The sequence below is a fragment of the Cellulophaga tyrosinoxydans genome (genome assembly GCF_900176415.1).
In the GTDB taxonomy this organism is placed as follows: Bacteria; Bacteroidota; Bacteroidia; order Flavobacteriales; family Flavobacteriaceae; genus Cellulophaga; species Cellulophaga tyrosinoxydans.
Map to the genome: position 1 here is coordinate 483,767 of NZ_FWXO01000002.1, position 16,241 is coordinate 500,007.

Sequence of the window (16,241 nt, forward strand, 5' to 3'; positions counted from 1 at the left end):
TTCAGAACTAGCTAACATAAAAGAAATTGGTATTTTTATAACAACATAATTTTCAATCCAATACTATGACCAAAAAAATCTATTTTTTTCTCGTTTCCTTATGTTGTCTTTCCATGGGTAATTCTCAAATTACAAAAGAAGAGGTACTAAAATCGTTAGATTCTAAATATTCGGCCTATACAGCCATAGCGCAAAATATTTGGAAGTATGCAGAAATGGGCTATCAAGAGGAAAAAAGTAGTGCTTTATTACAGAAAACATTAAGTGATGCAGGGTTTTCTATTAAAAAAGGAGTGGCAGGCATGCCAACAGCCTTTATTGCCGAATATGGCAGTGGTGCTCCAGTAATAGCTGTTTTAGGAGAGTTTGATGCTTTGCCTGGATTATCTCAAAAAGCAGTTTCCAAAAAAGAATCTTTAGGTGCTGAAGCCGGTCATGCTTGTGGTCATCATTTATTTGGAACCGCATCAACAGCAGCAGCAATTGCTGTTAAAGATTGGCTAAAGAACAATAAAGTAAAAGGCACTATTAGATTTTACGGTTGTCCAGCGGAAGAAGGTGGATCAGGTAAAGTGTATATGGTAAGAGAAAATTTATTTAATGATGTTGATATTGCACTACACTGGCATCCTAATAACCAAAACGCAGCAAATGCTGGCGCAGCACTAGCTAATAAGTCTGCAAAATTTAGATTCTATGGTGTTTCAGCACATGCTGCTGCCTCACCTGAAAAAGGGAGATCGGCTTTAGATGGTGTGGAGAGTATGAATATGATGGTGAATATGATGCGCGAACACATCCCTCAAGAAGCGAGAATACATTATGTAATTACCGATGGTGGTAAAGCGCCAAATGTAGTGCCTGATTATGCGGAGGTATATTATTATGCCCGCCATAATAATAGAGATGTTGTAATAGACATTTTTAATCGCATTACCAAAGCAGCAGAAGGCGCTGCTATAGGAACAGGTACGACTATGGATTTTGAAATGATTGGTGGCACCTATGAATTACTGCCAAACCTTACCGTTCAAAAGCTTATGTTCGAAAATTTAACTTCCGTAGGTGGTTTTACATATACCGATGAAGAAAAGAAATTTGCTGACGAAATATCAAAAACCTTGGGGCTAGAAAAAACCGATTTAAAGACTGTTGAAAACATTCAACCGTACCAAACTGAAGCGAGAGCATTTGGATCTACAGATGTTGGTGATGTAAGTTTTGCGGTTCCAACCGCGGGTTTAAGCACTGCCACTTGGGTTCCCGGCACACCAGCACATAGCTGGCAAGCAGTAGCTGCTGGAGGTACCTCTATAGGAGCTAAAGGTATGATGGTAGCAGCAAAAACTTTAGCGCTTACGGCAATTGATTTATTTGAGAATGAAGAATTAATAAAAAATGCCAAATCCGAACTTCTAGAACGAAGAGGTGTCGACTTTAAATATATTCCGCTACTTGGAGATAGAGCACCTGCATTAAACTATAGAAATTAGGCTTAAAATCACAAGACACAATACTGGTAATAAAATTTATTATCGGTTTTTTAATTTTTGGTGTAACAAAATAAAACTTTAGAATACTAATAGCTAACAACCAACCACAAAGTGAGTAAAGATTTAGAGCATGCTTTTGTTACTGAACTAGAGAACAATCAGAATATTGTTCATAAGGTTTGCACATTGTATACCAATGATAGAGAAGCTCACAACGATTTATTTCAGGAAATTACCATTCAGCTATGGAAAGCATACCCTAAGTTTAGAGGTGATGCCAAATTTAGTACTTGGATGTATAGAGTTGCACTTAACACCGCAATAACATTATACAGAAAATCCAAGAAAAGAGTGCAAACAATTGATTATGAATCTGTAATTTTTAAAATACAAGCAGATGAATATGATGCAACCGAAGAACAACAGCTTAAATTAATGTACAAGGCAGTAAAACAGTTAAACGACATTGATAAAGCGTTAGTTTTTCTCTATTTAGAAGACAAAGATTATACTGAGATTGCTGAAACCCTTGGTATTTCTGAAGTAAATGCAAGGGTAAAAATGAACAGGATTAAAGGTAAATTAAGAACCATATTAAATCCATAAGGGTATTATGATGGATGAACTAGAATTATTAAAAAAAGACTGGCAAAAAAAGGATGTAGCACATCCAAAGTTGTCATATAATGATATTTACAGTATGCTTTGGAAGAAATCTTCTTCTATTGTTAAATGGATATTTGTTATTAGCATTTTAGAGTTTGCCTTGCCTCATTTATTATATCTCCTACCCTCCACTAGAAACAATTTAAATATTTTTGGTTCCACAGGGTTCGATAACTATTTTATTGGTTTTTCAGTTTTCTATTACCTTGTTGTTTTCTATTTTATATATCAATTTTACAGCAGATATAAAGAAATAACAGTTTTAGACAATGCCAAAAATTTAATGTCTAAAATTATCAAAACAAGAACAACGGTAAAAAACTATATTATTTTTTCGTTAGCAATGATACTAGTTACTGTTTTACTATTCATGCTAGGCATATATCTAAATAATGATTTTTCTAACCTTATTTCAGAAATGGGCGATAATGTAAAGAAAATGTCGCCCGAAAAGCTTAAACATACATTAATCATAGCAATAGGTATTTTGGGAGTAGTCATGACCGTTATAATGGGTACCGTATACTTTTTATTATACGGACTTTTATTACGAAAGCTAAATAGAAATTATCAGGAATTAAAAAAACTAGAAATTTAAGCGCGCCATTTTCTAGCTTGATTTTCTTCTTCTAATAATGCTAATTCTTTTTCTGAAAGTACTTTCAAGAAAGATGGATGCTGTTCTATAGCATATTCCAATTTTTCTATAATAGACTCGAATGATTCGTTCTCATAATCTATTTCTAAAGGTTCTTTTATAACCATAGATTGTAGAATACCTTTTTTCTTTACTCGAAGTCCTTTTTTATCGAACGATCTTCTAAATCCGTCAATAACAACGGGCACAACAACAGGTTTATACTTTTTAATAATGTGTGCAGTTCCTTTTCTCAATGGCTTCCAAGGTGTAGTTGTTCCTTGAGGAAAAGTAACCACCCAACCATCATTAAGTGCTTTTCCAATATTAGAAATATCACTCATTTTTACTTGTCTATTCACATCTTTACCTTCAGCACGCCAAGTACGTTCCACACTTATAGAACCTGCATACGCCAATATTTTTGTTAAAAGACTTTTTTTCATGGTTTCTGCTGCTGCAACATAATACATGTTCAGTTTAGGATTCCATATATATCCAATGTTGTTGATGTTGTTATCCCTACCTTTTAAACTGGCATTAAATACATGGAACATAGCAACAACATCTGCAAAATAAGTTTGATGATTACTTACAAACAAAACGTTGGTTCCAGGTAATTTTCTAATAATATCGGCACCTTCAATTTCTAGGGTATTAAAACCCTTATAGCGCCTGTGAGATAGTAAGGCTAAAATACGAATCAACCATTTTTTTAAAAACAAGCTGTGTCCGAAAGGATTCTTCTTAAATAGGGGCATTGAAGTTAATTTTGTATCTGCTAAATTACAAAATCTGTATTATAGTACCTGTTTTAAAAGCTCTTTTACTTCACTTAACATCATTGCGGTTGCTCCCCACACGGTGTAACCATTTAATTTAAAGGCAGGTACATCAATATTGGTTGCGTAAGAAGTTGTTAATTTTTGATGATAAACTAAACTATCGTCCATAAAATCTGACAAAGAAACTTCAACAATAGCCTCTACTTCGTCTTCTTGAATGATAAATGGACTCGGATTTTTATACAATCCTATAAAAGGCTGCACATTAAAATTGCTAGGAGGAATATAGATTTGTGTTAACGATTTAATCACTTCAATGCGGTCCGGATGTATTCCCACTTCTTCATGAGTTTCTCGTAAGGCAGTTTGCATTAAATCTGAATCTTCCTTCTCTACCTTTCCACCAGGAAAACCTATTTGATTGGAATGTACTCCTTGATACGTTTTTCTTAGAATGAGAAGTAAATTAGTGGTTTCAAACTTATTTGGGTAAAAAACAGACATAACTGCTGCATTTCTGGGGTTCTTGGTTTGTTCGGATATCCGCTTTAATTCTTCAATACGAAGTTCTGGTGCCATTTTATAATGAGAATCTACGCCTGGAAGCGGGAGATTTTTTATTTTTGAAATCCTATTAGTAAAATCTTCAAAATTCATGGTACGTATTCAATTCTTACTTATTACGCTATTCACAACATTTTTAGTAATGTCTTGTAAAGATACACCAACCAAAGAAAAACCGAATACTACAAAAACCGAAACTTTAACAGATAGTTCTCAAACAAAAGCCACAGAAATTAAAGAGGAAGTAGAAGAAGCGTTTGTTTTAGATGAAGATAATGCCATTCCTTTTTTCTTTGAATATTCTAAAACCTTAAAAGAAGATAAAGTAAAGCTAACCACTAATCTAGGTAGCTTTACCATACAGCTGTATGATAATGTGCCATACCATAAGGCCAACTTTATATATTTAAGTAAAAAAGGCTATTTTGATCACACCATGTTTCATAGAGTTGTAAAAAACTTCATTATTCAAGGAGGGAACTCAGATGACGTCGAAACAGCTCGTAAGCGAAATGAAATAGGACGTTATTTATTACCCCCAGACACCAAAAAAGGCTATCGACATGATCGTGGCACCATATCGATGCCCAGTAGTGAAACCGACAATCCCCACAAATTAGCATCACCATTTGAGTTCTTTATTGTAGTAACCAAACCTGGATCTTATCATTTAGATGCTGGTTATACACCTTTTGGTCGTGTTATAGAAGGAATGGACGTGGTAGACTTAATAAATAGTCAGCCAGTGGAACAAGGAGATTGGCCTGTACAAAATATTTACATTTTAAAAGCTGAAGCTTTTTAATTGGTGCTTTTTAGTTTGTAAACAAACCTTTTTGAACTTAGCACTACTAAATCAGTTTTTATAAATACTAGGTAAAGCAATTTTAAACCAAACGGCTAAAAGTCTAATTCCTATTACAATTATAATTCCACCAACATACGGATAGGCATCAGTAATCGGTAATTTTCGTAATAAAAAATAACCCACACCACCTAGAATACAAGCAGTCGCGTAAATTTCTTTTCTAAAAATTACAGGAATTTCATTGCACAGAATATCACGAATAACTCCTCCAAAACTTGCTGTAATAGTTCCTAAACCTATACACATTATTGGCGAAAGACCTATTAATAATCCTTTTTGTATTCCAACCATAGTATACAATCCAATACCAATAGTATCGAATAAAAAAAGAGATTTGCGGAGGTATTTAAGTTTGTTTCTAAAAACAATAGCAATAACTACAGCGCTTAAAATTGTAATTAAAAAAGTGGGGTCTTTTAACCAAGCTACGGGAGTATTACCAATAAGTAAATCTCGTAATGTACCACCACCAACTGATGTAACAAATGCAATGATAAAAACTCCAAACAAATCTAGCTTTTTGTCCATAGCAACCATAACACCAGAAATGGCAAAAGCAATAGTCCCTAAAATATCAATAATTAAGTAGAACATAAGGTTTATTGCTGTGTATAATAATTATAATCTTTTATTACAGTGTCTACAAACTCAATGGCCATTAAATCTGTAGATATTCCGGTTACTTCTTTAATTCGTTCGCTCAGTTTTACCACTACATTATGATCGCCATTTCTTTTAGCTTGATCGTACATAGTTTTTATAGTTTGCATTTCGCTATCACCAAAAATGGTTACTTGCGGAAATTTGGGCTTGTAATCATCTGGTATTTCTCGTAAAATAGTCTGTCTTAAGGTAATTCTTTGTTTCTCGCTAATTACAGTAGTTCCGGCAGCAATATCACCTACACGCTGCCCATTTCCTTTTATTAAAATTGTCAAAACGGCAACTCCTCCAGAGGTTAATGATACATCTAAAATTCTCAATATCCAACGCACAAAATAACTCGCAAAATTAGGATTAGAACCATCTAATTTTACTACACGTATTTTCATGGCACTTTTTCCAATAGTTTTCCCATTATTAAAAGTTTCTAATAAAAGGTAATACAAGAAAGCAGGTAAAGACATTAAAAGATACAATGCCCACATATCACGCACATCAACATCTAAAGCTACCAAAGCCATTATCACTGCAATAATATATACCGTAATAATTAGGCTATCTATTAGATAAGCCAGCATACGATCACCTAAATGAGCTGTATTTTGACTAATGCTAATATTTTGAGCGGTTTCTATTTGAAATTGTTCCATATTTTAGTTTCTTTGGATAAATCCTAAGGTTAATGCGCGAGGCAGCTTTCGTTAAGCAAAATAAAGATAAATGGGCTACTTTTGAAAGTGTCCTGGCAAAGAAAACAGAAATAAATCCTGATGAACTTTCCGACCTTTATATTGAAATAACAGATCATTTAAGTTATGCCAAAACATTCTACCCTAAAAGTAATACCGAAATATTCTTAAATGCTCTTGCTGCGCAAGCACACCGGCAAATTTATAAGACTAAACGAGAATCTAAGAATCGTATTGTAAGTTTTTGGAAAACCGAATTTCCAACTATGTTTTACAAGCACCAAAGAGAGTTATTGATTGCTTTTTTGATCTTTCTTTTTTTTGCTGCCGTAGGAGCATTTTCATCAGCGAATGAAGGCGATTTTGTACGAGCTATTTTAGGAGACGGCTATGTAAATATGACACTAGATAACATAGAGAATAATGACCCCATGAAAGTTTATAAAGAAATGGGAGAGTTTAATATGTTTTTAGGTATCACTATAAACAACATTAAAGTTGCTTTAATGGCGTTTATTTACGGTATATTATTAGGTATTGGCACACTTTTTATTCTTATGCAAAATGGATTAATGCTGGGTAGTTTTCAATATTTTTTCTTTGAAAAAGGATTAGGATGGGAGTCCGTGCGTACCATTTGGATTCATGGCACGATAGAAATTTCAGTTATTATTATAGCCGGTTGCGCTGGTCTTGTTTTAGCCAACGGATTACTTTTCCCTGGTACCTATACCAGATTAGAATCATTTAAAAGAGGTGTTCGTAATGGTTTAAAAATAGTAGTGAGCACTATCCCATTTTTTATAATGGCAGGGTTTCTAGAAGGTTTTGTAACACGGCATACCGAAATGCCCGATTGGTTAGCCATTTTTATTATCTCGAGCTCCTTAGCATTAATTTTATTTTATTACGTTATATATCCAAAACAATTACATAAAAAAGCAACCACCCATGAGTAACCAATACATTGAGTTAAAGAAAAAAAGAGAATTAGGAGATATATTATCAGATACTTTCGCTTTTTTAAGAGTAGAATTTAAACCTTTCTTTAACACTTTTCTAAAAATTGTAGGGCCGTATATTTTAGTATTTCTAATAAGTTATGGATTCTATTTTTCGAGCTTTAGCCAGTTCTTAAATTTTGATGTAAATTCTGCTAGCAATCCTTTTGAAGCGTTTTCGAGTCTTTATTTTATTCTAGCCTTAATTGTTTTAATCTTTTCTGGGTTAGCAAGTTATGTTATGTCTCAAGCCGTTACCTTGTATTATATAAAATCATACTCAGAGAATAACGGAGTTATTAATTTTGAAGAAATTAGAAGTAATGCCTATAAAAATTTCTGGAACTTTATTGGGCTAGGTATAATCGTAGGACTTTCGGTTGGTATCGGCTTTATCATGTGCTGTATTCCAGGAATATTTTTATACGTTCCATTATCATTAAGTTTTGCCATTATGGTTTTCTCCAAACGCAATGTTACAGATGCCTTTGGATATAGTTTTGATCTCGTTAAAGATCATTGGTGGATCACCTTTGCTACCATCTTCGTGGTGGGTATTATTGTCACCATTGCCACTTATGCCTTTGGTTTGCCAGCCATTATCTATCAATATGCTAAAATGGGTATTTTCTCAGGAGCCATGGATGCTGAAAATTTCGGAAATTTTGTAGATCCAGTATATATAATTCTTAATTTAATATCTACCCTTGCTCAGTTTATTTTGAATATAATTTCCTTAGTTGCCATTGCCTTAATCTATTTTAATTTAAATGAAATTAAAAATAACGAAGGTACTTTTGAGCGTATTAAAAAATTAGGAAGAGATCTAGATAATTAAGTATATGCTTAGATTTTTGCTTATTTTTTCTTTTGTTTTCTTTGTTCAAATGCCTTGTATTGCGCAACAAGATTCTCTTGAAGTGCAGTATGATGAGGCACCATTAGAAATAAAAAAAATAAGCAATAATGATTTACAAAGCTATCGAGACAATCCAGATTATAATTATGAAGAGCAGGTAAAAGAACCTAGTATTCTTGATGAAATTTGGGCGTGGGTGGTAAATCAAATCCGTAAATTTTTTGAATGGATTTTTGGGATAGATGCTGCACAAGGTCCTTTGGCTTTCTTTTTGAATCTACTACCCTATTTGCTAATTTTTTTATTGTTGTTTTTACTGATTCGTTTTTTTATCAACGCCAATATGCAATCATTAAAAAATGCACAACTCAATAAAAATGCAGTAGGTTTATCAGAGGAAGAAAATATTATTCGGAATGAAAATATTGATGATTTAATACAACAAGCAGTGGCTGATAAAAATTATAGACTTGCCATTCGCTATTCGTATTTATTAATTTTAAAATTATTGAGTGAGAAAGATATTATTGCTTGGGAATTGCAAAAAACCAACTCAGATTATTTAGATGAAATCACCAAAGAAAATCTAAAAACACCCTTTAAAGCTAGCACACGCCTCTACGAATATGTGTGGTATGGCGATTTTTTAATTGATGAACCCAAGTACCAAAAAGCAGCCCTTGCTTTTAACGCGCTTAGAAAAAACATAATAGAAAATGCGTAAAAGGCAAACGGTATATATAATTATTGGTGTGGTAACACTTGCGCTTATTCTATTTTTACAATACAATAAGAAAAAGGAACTTAATTGGTACCCATCGTATGTTTCGCATCATAAAATTCCTTATGGCACAATTGTTTTACATGATTTAGTTAAAAAGAAATTTAAAAACATTCACGATGTTAGTGACCCTCCTTTTACGTTTTTAAAATCTAATAACGATAATGCTAGCACCTATGTTTTTATAAATAATACCGTTTCTTTTGCGGAATCCGAATTAGATAAATTGTTAGAATGGACAGCAAAAGGAAATACCTTATTTATTGCATCGACCAATTTTGAAGAACCTCTTTTAGACACCTTAAATTTAAAAACGGCTAGTCTGTTTGGTGATGAAGGATTGGAACATCAATTTCAATACAAATTGGTGAATCCTAATCTAAATTTAAAAACCAAGTATCAGTTTAAAAAAAGCTACAGTACTATGTATTTTAGCGAAATTGATACCCTGAATACTATTATTATTGGTGAAGTTTCGAACGATTCTGATACCGATTCTAATTTCGAAACCCATCCAAACATCATTCAACAAAAATTTGGAGAAGGAAAAATTATATTAACTACCTTTCCTATTGCCTTCACTAATTACTACATTTTAAAGGAGAACAATAGTGATTATACGGCAGGATTACTGTCTTATTTAGATGATAGCCACCCTATTTATTTTGATGCTTATTATAAGAGTGGTAAAAAGTTCTATACTTCGCCCATGTACATTTTTTTAAATACAAAAGAGCTAAAATGGGCCTATTACATAATTCTAATAGGAGCATTACTTTATGTTATTTTTGAAGGAAAACGTAAACAACGTGCGGTTCCTGTGGTAAATCCGTTAATAAATCAGTCTTTAGCATTTACCCGTACCATTGCCGATATGTATTACGAAAAAGGGGAACGCAAGGGAATAGCTATGCATAAAATAGACTATTTCTTAGATTATATTCGCACACACTTTTATATGAGTACGCAAACTCAAGATACTGAATTCTATACAAATCTTGCCTCAAGATCGCATCATGAACCAGCGGAAATAGAAAAGCTTTTTGCGCAATTTAATGCAATAAAGAATAAAACAATACTAACCGATGACGAGTTAATAAAACTCAATTCATCTATAGAAAAATTTAAAGCCAGAGCACATGGAAAATAATGAATCCAATACAAACGATTTGAATTTTGATAATCGCATTCCATTAGAAGAGTTAAAGAATGCAGTTGAAGAAATTAAAAAAGAACTTGCCAAGGTCATAATTGGCCAAGATAAGTTTATAGAATTATTAATTGTTTCGCTATTAATTGATGGGCATGTGCTTATTGAAGGTGTTCCGGGTATTGCCAAAACAGTAACTGCTAAATTGTTTGCCAAAACGCTAAAAACAGATTTTAGTCGAATTCAATTTACACCAGATTTAATGCCTAGCGATATTCTTGGTACCTCTATTTTTAATGTTAAAACATCAGAATTTGAGTTTAAAAAAGGACCCATTTTTTCTAATGTTGTGCTTATTGATGAAATAAACAGAGCTCCTGCAAAAACACAAGCCGCTATGTTCGAGATAATGGAAGAAATACAAGTTACTATGGATGGTACCACTTATAAAATGGAAGCTCCCTTTATGGTACTTGCTACACAAAACCCAATTGAACAGGAAGGCACCTACGCATTACCAGAGGCGCAATTAGACCGTTTTTTGTTCAAAATAAAAGTGGATTATCCATCATTGGAGGAAGAAGTAAAAATTATTCAAACACATCATGACAGAAAGGGCACGAAACCTCAAGGTCTTATTAAACCGGTGCTCACTCCAAAAGAACTACAAGATTACAAACAAAAAATACAGGAAATTGTAGTTGAAGAAAAAATCATACGCTATATCGCGGAAGTGATTGCCAAAACACGTAATCATCCACATTTATATTTAGGAGGATCACCAAGAGCAAGTATCGCTACGTTAAATGCCGCTAAGGCTTTTGCGGCCATAGAAGGGCGTGATTTTGTGATACCTAACGATGTAAAAAAAGCTTTAGTTCCAGTTTTGAATCATCGTGTAATACTAACTCCCGAACGAGAAATGGAAGGTATGAGTACAGATAGTGTTATTAATATGATCATGGAGTCTGTTGAAATACCAAGATAAATCAGAAGTTAGAAGTTAGAAGTTAGAAGTTAGAAGTTATAAAAAAATAAATGAAATTTTTAAAATCGTTTTACATACATAATACATTTTTTAGGTATATCGCAGTTCTTGCGGCGGTATTCATTATTTCGTATTGGGTAAAACCATTATACCCTATTGCTTGGGTTGCAACATTTATCTTACTCGCTTTATTTTTTCTAGATATTTTTCTACTCTATGCCACTAAAAATGGTATCGATGCTAATAGAAGTGCTCCCAAAAAACTATCCAACAGCGATTTAAATCCAATAACACTTAACTATCAGAGTTTTTACCCATTTAAAGTACTGATTAACATCATTGATGAATTACCTGTTCAATTTCAAAAAAGAGATTTTAATTATGTAACTGAATTAATTAAAGGAGAAAAGCGTCATTTTGAGTATACCGTAAGACCCGTAGATAGAGGGGAATATGTATTTGGTAACTTAAACGTTTTTGTATCTACAACCTTACGTATTGTAAAGCGTAGATATGTTTTTCAAAAAGACCAAATGGTGCCCGTTTACCCAAGTATTATTCAAATGCAACAGTATGATTTTTTAGCTATTAGCAATAATCTTACAGAATTTGGACTTAAAAAAATTCGTAGAATTGGGCATACACAAGAATTTGAACAGATTAAAGAATACATACCAGGTGACGATTTTAGAACTATAAACTGGAAAGCAACCGCCAAGAATAGTCAGTTAATGGTAAACCAGTATCAAGATGAAAAATCGCAGCCCATCTATTCTATTATAGATACAGGTCGTGTTATGAAAATGCCTTTTAATGGCTTAAAACTATTGGATTATGCCATAAATTCTACTTTAGCATTTTCCAATGTTGCATTGAAAAAAAACGACAAAACGGGAATGATTTCTTTCTCTAAAAAAATAGAAACTTTTTTGCCTGCTATTCAAAAACTCACCTACCTGAATACTATTTTAGAAAAGCTCTATAACATTACAACCGCATTTACCGATTCGGATTTTGGTTTGTTATATGCTCATATAAAACGAAAAGTAAATCATAGAAGTTTGCTACTTTTTTACACAAATTTTGAGCATATTTCTGCACTAAGAAGGCAACTTCCATTTTTAACGGCAATTGCTAAAAAACACGTATTGGTGGTCATCTTTTTTGAAAACACAGAATTGGAAGATTTAATTACTTCTGATGCTGAAGATCTACAAAGCATTTACCACAAAACCATAGCTGAAAAATTTTCTTTAGAAAAACGTCTAATGCAAAAAGAATTACAGCAATACGGAATACAGACCATTCTTACCCGACCAGAGAATTTAACAATAAATACCATTAATAAGTATTTAGAGATTAAGGCTAGAGGTATTCTTTAGATTAATTTATCAAATAAATTAATGCAATTCCTAAAAAACACGTATTGTAAACACTTATTTTTTGTAATCTTTTACGTCGATATTTTTAAGAATAAGCCTTGTTTTTTGGCTATTTTTTTTATCTTGACCCCATATTAAAAACCTAATAAGTTCCAAAACTCCCCAAACCAAATGAATACGTATATTGCCGTCTACAAAGCCACCCATCGTGTTATTCAAATAGAAGAGTATTCTTGTTTTACATGGCAACAAGAAAGCGGTGATATAGATTTAGAAATGCTTTCAGGTAAGATAAAACGAGAACGATCCTTGCATTTTTTTAATTTAACGAGCCCTAAAGATTACCCTATTTCTATAGACGATCTAAGTATTACTATTGAAAAAACTGATGTTTTTAGAGGGTAATTAATAATACTATTACATAATTTTTTTGATCCTCGTTTTATTCAGCTTTGCCTCCATTTTTATATTTAAAAAATTGCGTATATCACAATACACATTCCGATTCCAGGAAAAATAATTTATTTTACATAGCTATAATCAATTGATTTACATTTAATTACAATTAAAATTATAATTATTTTTAATTAATCTAAATAAGCTTTGTGAGATATTAAATTTGTTTTTAGATTTGTCGTGTTATTTTTAATCAATCTAAATAAAAATGAAAAACATATCACAAATCATCTTCGTTTGCATCCTATTTTTTCAATGGTCTTATGCACAAGAATCTTATACTATTCATGGTAAAGTAGTTAACTCCGATCAACAAGGCTTAGAGGGCGCAACAGTAATTATAAATAACTCCAATAAGCATGCAATTACCAATAGTGAAGGAGAATTTACAATTACAGGTTTGGCATCAACAAGCTATAAAATATCTATCTCATTTATTGGCTACTTTAAAAAGGATATAATGGTGAAAATAGATAAAAATAAGATCACCTTACCTATAATTATTCTTGAGGAGAATGCAAGTAAACTTTCAGAAATTATTGTTTCAGGTAGCATTTTTAACAAAACTCCTAATGCCACAAAAGCAGGCATTAAGGTTTTAGATTTACCTCAAAGCGCGGTAGTTATTTCGCAACAAACCATAGAAGACCAACAGGTAAATTCGATTACCGATATTTTAAAAAATACCAACGGTGTTTATATCAAGGGAACAACAGGTGGTTATCAAGAAGAAATTGCTGCACGTGGTTATAATTTAGGTTCTAACAATACGTTTAAAAATGGTGTTCGCTATTTCAGTGGAATGATGACCGAAACAAGTGGCATTGAAAGCATGGAAGTACTAAAAGGTAGCGCAGCTATTTTATTTGGTAACGTAGAAGCCGGAGGAGTTATTAATATTATCACAAAAAAGCCTCGTTTTGATTTTGGCGGTAAAATGGGAATTACTTCTGGTAGTTTTAATCTATTTAAACCAGTTTTTGATGTATACGGACCAATTGGCGATTCTAAGAAAGTAGCTTTTCGTTTTAATGGTTCTTATGCAGCAGCGGATAGTTTTAGAAATTTTGTAAATTCTGAGACTACCTATTTTAACCCTTCCTTTTTTTTTAAATTAAATTCCAAAACCACCTTACTGGTAGAGGCAGATTATATTAAAGATCGCAGAACGCCAGATTTTGGTGCAGGGATAATAAACTATGAATTGGTTGATTTGCCACGTGAACAATTTGTTGGTGTAAAATGGGGCTATAATGATGCTCAACAAGCAGCAGCAACTATCACCTTAAATCATGCTATAGCTAAAAACTGGAATCTTACTTTTATCAATTCTGTTCGTCATTATAATACGGAGCTTTTTACCAATACAAGGCCTAACACTTCCGGTGGAACCATCGAAGAGGATGGTACTTGGGCTAGAAGTGTCCAACGAAATGAAGCGCAAGACAACTATCTTTTACAACAACTGGATCTAAAAGGAAAGTTTAAAACAGGTATTTTTACACATCAATTATTAACTGGAGTAGATACTGAAATTTATAAGACTAAAACGTTGCGCTACAATAGCATTTCTTATGATAACATAAATATTTTTAACCCGGACTATGCCAATTTTAGAAATGATATTCCTGAAATGAATCAAAATACATTAACCTCCGCACCAATTCAACGTTTTGGCCTATATGTTCAAGATTTAGTTGGTCTAAATGATTATATAAAATTATTAGCTGGCGTTCGTTATACCTATCAAGACACCGAAAGTGAAGTATTTACCTACTCTAGTACTACAAATGCAGTTACCAATAATTATGATGACGCATTCACGCCTCGTTTTGGGTTAATTTTACAACCCACAAAAACAAATTCAATTTTTGCGAGCTACTCCAATTCTTTCGAGACTAACTCAGGAACCGATATCAATGGAAATGCACTAGACCCATCTCTAATAGATCAGTATGAAATTGGCATTAAAAATGAACTTTTTAACCGTAAACTTTTAGCCAACGTTACCATATACCAAATAACAAATAGCAACCTTGCACAAACTTCTTTGGAAAATGGTAATTCTAATACAAATATAAAAGAATTAGTGGGTGAAGTACAGAGTAAAGGTGTGGAGATCGATATTGCCTACAGGCCTACATCTAACTTAAGTCTATTAGCTGGCTATAGTTTTAATGAAACAAAGTACACTAAAACGAACACTTATATTGTTGGTGATCTATTACGTTATAATCCAAACCATACTGCCAATGCCAGTGCCAACTATGCATTTTCTTCAGGTGCTTTAAACGGACTAAAAATAGGGTTCATAAGCACGTATTTTGGAGAACGATATGCAGGTAGAAATTATAGAGTTCAAGTAGAAAATGATACCAGAAAATTAATTCCACTTTCAGATTATTTTATGCTAGACACAACATTAGCTTATACATTTAAAAAATTTACACTTAGCGCCAAACTTTCCAATGTTACTAATGTTCTAAACTACAATATACATGACGACAATAGTCTTAATCCTATTGCTCCTCGTAACTTTTTAAGTTCATTAACCTACACCTTTTAAACAATGAAAGCATACAAACTAAGAGCATTACACCGAGATCTAGGCTATTTTTATGTTGGCCTAATTATTTCCTTTGCATTTTCAGGCATACTAATGAATCATAGAAGTTCTTGGCATCCGGATAAGTATACTCTAGAATCAGAAATGATTGAAGTGCACTTAAATACCAAAGGCCGTGAATTAGATGAATCTGAACTCAAAAGTTTGATAAAAACACTTCATATTGAAGATAAGTTTAAACGCCAATTAATCCGGAAAGGCGAATTAAGATTGGCTTTTGAAAATACCGAAGTTGCCATAGACATTAAAACAGGCAAAGGAGAAATAGTAAAATTTATTAAAACTCCTATTATAAGTCAAACGATGGGTTTGCATAAAAACACGAGTAATTGGTGGATTTATTATTCCGATATTTTTGGTATATCACTAATTGTTATTGCCGTAACAGGTACCTTATTAGTAACACATGGTAAGCACACCTTTAAAAAACGTGGATGGAAATTGGCCTTGGCGGGTCTTATATTTCCACTACTCTTTCTAATTTTGGTTGCATAAACTTTTCAAAAGGCTTGTTTTAATAGACAAGCCTTTATTTATTTCTTCTACTCTAGTATAATTCTTCACTCAAATTTCCATTTTTTTAAGTACATTTAAGCAGTACTTCCCCCCAGAATGCTTTTTTAGCATTCACTA

At 32.8% G+C, this 16,241-nt stretch carries 17 protein-coding genes; 13 read left to right on the top strand and 4 right to left on the bottom strand.

Going from position 1 to position 16,241, the window contains the following annotated elements:
* Positions 1–65 precede the first annotated feature (65 nt).
* The 3 genes from B8963_RS09200 to B8963_RS09210 all read left to right on the top strand — a co-directional run bounded on the left by B8963_RS09200 (position 66) and on the right by B8963_RS09210 (position 2,757).
* Positions 66–1,493 (top strand): amidohydrolase, encoded by a 1,428-nt coding sequence (locus tag B8963_RS09200; protein WP_084061212.1) that lies wholly within the window; start codon positions 66–68, stop codon positions 1,491–1,493.
* Positions 1,494–1,604: 111 nt separating this feature from the next.
* The gene (locus tag B8963_RS09205; protein ID WP_084061213.1) at positions 1,605–2,099 is read left to right on the top strand and encodes an RNA polymerase sigma factor; all 495 of its coding nucleotides are present in this window, start codon (positions 1,605–1,607) and stop codon (positions 2,097–2,099) included.
* A 10-nt stretch (positions 2,100–2,109) separates the two neighbouring features.
* Positions 2,110–2,757 carry a hypothetical protein gene (locus B8963_RS09210; RefSeq protein ID WP_084061309.1) on the top strand — a complete coding sequence of 216 codons (648 nt, stop codon included), beginning with the start codon at positions 2,110–2,112 and terminating at the stop codon, positions 2,755–2,757.
* Here the strand turns inward: B8963_RS09210 and B8963_RS09215 are convergent.
* Both B8963_RS09215 and B8963_RS09220 read right to left on the bottom strand, forming a co-directional pair.
* Positions 2,754–3,557 (bottom strand): lysophospholipid acyltransferase family protein, encoded by an 804-nt coding sequence (locus tag B8963_RS09215; RefSeq protein WP_084061214.1) that lies wholly within the window; start codon positions 3,555–3,557, stop codon positions 2,754–2,756. The two genes, B8963_RS09210 and B8963_RS09215, sit on opposite strands and share 4 nt — an antisense overlap.
* Positions 3,558–3,596: 39 nt before the next feature.
* Positions 3,597–4,238 (bottom strand): NUDIX hydrolase, encoded by a 642-nt coding sequence (locus B8963_RS09220; protein ID WP_084061215.1) that lies wholly within the window; start codon positions 4,236–4,238, stop codon positions 3,597–3,599.
* Here B8963_RS09220 and B8963_RS09225 point away from each other — a divergent pair.
* Positions 4,237–4,950, top strand: coding sequence for a peptidylprolyl isomerase (locus B8963_RS09225; RefSeq protein WP_084061216.1), 714 nt, complete (start codon positions 4,237–4,239; stop codon positions 4,948–4,950). The two genes, B8963_RS09220 and B8963_RS09225, sit on opposite strands and share 2 nt — an antisense overlap.
* Positions 4,951–5,001: 51 nt before the next feature.
* Here B8963_RS09225 and B8963_RS09230 read toward each other — a convergent pair whose 3' ends face one another.
* Positions 5,002–5,607, bottom strand: coding sequence for a trimeric intracellular cation channel family protein (locus B8963_RS09230; RefSeq protein ID WP_084061217.1), 606 nt, complete (start codon positions 5,605–5,607; stop codon positions 5,002–5,004).
* Between the two features lie 5 nt (positions 5,608–5,612).
* Positions 5,613–6,326, bottom strand: a complete 714-nt coding sequence (locus B8963_RS09235; protein WP_084061218.1) for an RDD family protein — start codon at positions 6,324–6,326, stop codon at positions 5,613–5,615.
* Positions 6,327–6,358: 32 nt separating this feature from the next.
* Between B8963_RS09235 and B8963_RS09240 the strand changes: the two genes are divergently transcribed.
* From B8963_RS09240 to B8963_RS09280, 9 genes are all read left to right on the top strand, one after another.
* A complete protein-coding gene (locus tag B8963_RS09240; RefSeq protein ID WP_084061219.1) occupies positions 6,359–7,324 on the top strand; it encodes a stage II sporulation protein M in 966 nt (321 codons plus the stop codon).
* The gene (locus tag B8963_RS09245) at positions 7,317–8,204 is read left to right on the top strand and encodes a hypothetical protein (protein ID WP_084061220.1); all 888 of its coding nucleotides are present in this window, start codon (positions 7,317–7,319) and stop codon (positions 8,202–8,204) included. Before B8963_RS09240 ends, B8963_RS09245 begins: the two co-directional genes overlap by 8 nt.
* Before the next feature lie 4 nt (positions 8,205–8,208).
* Positions 8,209–8,949: a DUF4129 domain-containing protein gene (locus B8963_RS09250; protein ID WP_084061221.1), complete on the top strand. Its 741-nt coding sequence runs from the start codon at positions 8,209–8,211 to the stop codon at positions 8,947–8,949.
* The gene (locus B8963_RS09255) at positions 8,942–10,156 is read left to right on the top strand and encodes a DUF4350 domain-containing protein (protein WP_084061222.1); all 1,215 of its coding nucleotides are present in this window, start codon (positions 8,942–8,944) and stop codon (positions 10,154–10,156) included. The genes B8963_RS09250 and B8963_RS09255 overlap by 8 nt, the downstream gene beginning before the upstream one ends.
* Positions 10,146–11,144: an AAA family ATPase gene (locus tag B8963_RS09260; protein ID WP_084061223.1), complete on the top strand. Its 999-nt coding sequence runs from the start codon at positions 10,146–10,148 to the stop codon at positions 11,142–11,144. The genes B8963_RS09255 and B8963_RS09260 overlap by 11 nt, the downstream gene beginning before the upstream one ends.
* A gap of 50 nt (positions 11,145–11,194) precedes the next feature.
* A complete protein-coding gene (locus B8963_RS09265; RefSeq protein WP_084061224.1) occupies positions 11,195–12,526 on the top strand; it encodes a DUF58 domain-containing protein in 1,332 nt (443 codons plus the stop codon).
* Positions 12,527–12,697: 171 nt separating this feature from the next.
* Positions 12,698–12,931, top strand: a complete 234-nt coding sequence (locus tag B8963_RS09270; RefSeq protein WP_084061225.1) for a GTP-binding protein LepA — start codon at positions 12,698–12,700, stop codon at positions 12,929–12,931.
* Between the two features lie 259 nt (positions 12,932–13,190).
* A complete protein-coding gene (locus tag B8963_RS09275; RefSeq protein ID WP_084061226.1) occupies positions 13,191–15,548 on the top strand; it encodes a TonB-dependent receptor in 2,358 nt (785 codons plus the stop codon).
* A gap of 3 nt (positions 15,549–15,551) precedes the next feature.
* Positions 15,552–16,103 (top strand): PepSY-associated TM helix domain-containing protein, encoded by a 552-nt coding sequence (locus B8963_RS09280; protein WP_084061227.1) that lies wholly within the window; start codon positions 15,552–15,554, stop codon positions 16,101–16,103.
* The last annotated feature ends 138 nt before the right edge of the window (positions 16,104–16,241 follow it).

What these genes read in the sequence shown, in the direction of transcription:
- B8963_RS09275 (WP_084061226.1), top strand. Translation starts at nt 13,191, where the DNA reads ATGAAAAACATATCACAAATCATCTTCGTTTGCATCCTATTTTTTCAA.
- B8963_RS09245 (WP_084061220.1), top strand. Translation starts at nt 7,317, where the DNA reads ATGAGTAACCAATACATTGAGTTAAAGAAAAAAAGAGAATTAGGAGAT.
- B8963_RS09235 (WP_084061218.1), bottom strand. Translation starts at nt 6,326, where the DNA reads ATGGAACAATTTCAAATAGAAACCGCTCAAAATATTAGCATTAGTCAA.
- B8963_RS09220 (WP_084061215.1), bottom strand. Translation starts at nt 4,238, where the DNA reads ATGAATTTTGAAGATTTTACTAATAGGATTTCAAAAATAAAAAATCTC.
- B8963_RS09280 (WP_084061227.1), top strand. Translation starts at nt 15,552, where the DNA reads ATGAAAGCATACAAACTAAGAGCATTACACCGAGATCTAGGCTATTTT.
- B8963_RS09210 (WP_084061309.1), top strand. Translation starts at nt 2,110, where the DNA reads ATGGATGAACTAGAATTATTAAAAAAAGACTGGCAAAAAAAGGATGTA.
- B8963_RS09265 (WP_084061224.1), top strand. Translation starts at nt 11,195, where the DNA reads ATGAAATTTTTAAAATCGTTTTACATACATAATACATTTTTTAGGTAT.
- B8963_RS09270 (WP_084061225.1), top strand. Translation starts at nt 12,698, where the DNA reads ATGAATACGTATATTGCCGTCTACAAAGCCACCCATCGTGTTATTCAA.
- B8963_RS09225 (WP_084061216.1), top strand. Translation starts at nt 4,237, where the DNA reads ATGGTACGTATTCAATTCTTACTTATTACGCTATTCACAACATTTTTA.
- B8963_RS09260 (WP_084061223.1), top strand. Translation starts at nt 10,146, where the DNA reads ATGGAAAATAATGAATCCAATACAAACGATTTGAATTTTGATAATCGC.
- B8963_RS09200 (WP_084061212.1), top strand. Translation starts at nt 66, where the DNA reads ATGACCAAAAAAATCTATTTTTTTCTCGTTTCCTTATGTTGTCTTTCC.
- B8963_RS09255 (WP_084061222.1), top strand. Translation starts at nt 8,942, where the DNA reads ATGCGTAAAAGGCAAACGGTATATATAATTATTGGTGTGGTAACACTT.
- B8963_RS09250 (WP_084061221.1), top strand. Translation starts at nt 8,209, where the DNA reads ATGCTTAGATTTTTGCTTATTTTTTCTTTTGTTTTCTTTGTTCAAATG.
- B8963_RS09240 (WP_084061219.1), top strand. Translation starts at nt 6,359, where the DNA reads ATGCGCGAGGCAGCTTTCGTTAAGCAAAATAAAGATAAATGGGCTACT.
- B8963_RS09215 (WP_084061214.1), bottom strand. Translation starts at nt 3,557, where the DNA reads ATGCCCCTATTTAAGAAGAATCCTTTCGGACACAGCTTGTTTTTAAAA.
- B8963_RS09230 (WP_084061217.1), bottom strand. Translation starts at nt 5,607, where the DNA reads ATGTTCTACTTAATTATTGATATTTTAGGGACTATTGCTTTTGCCATT.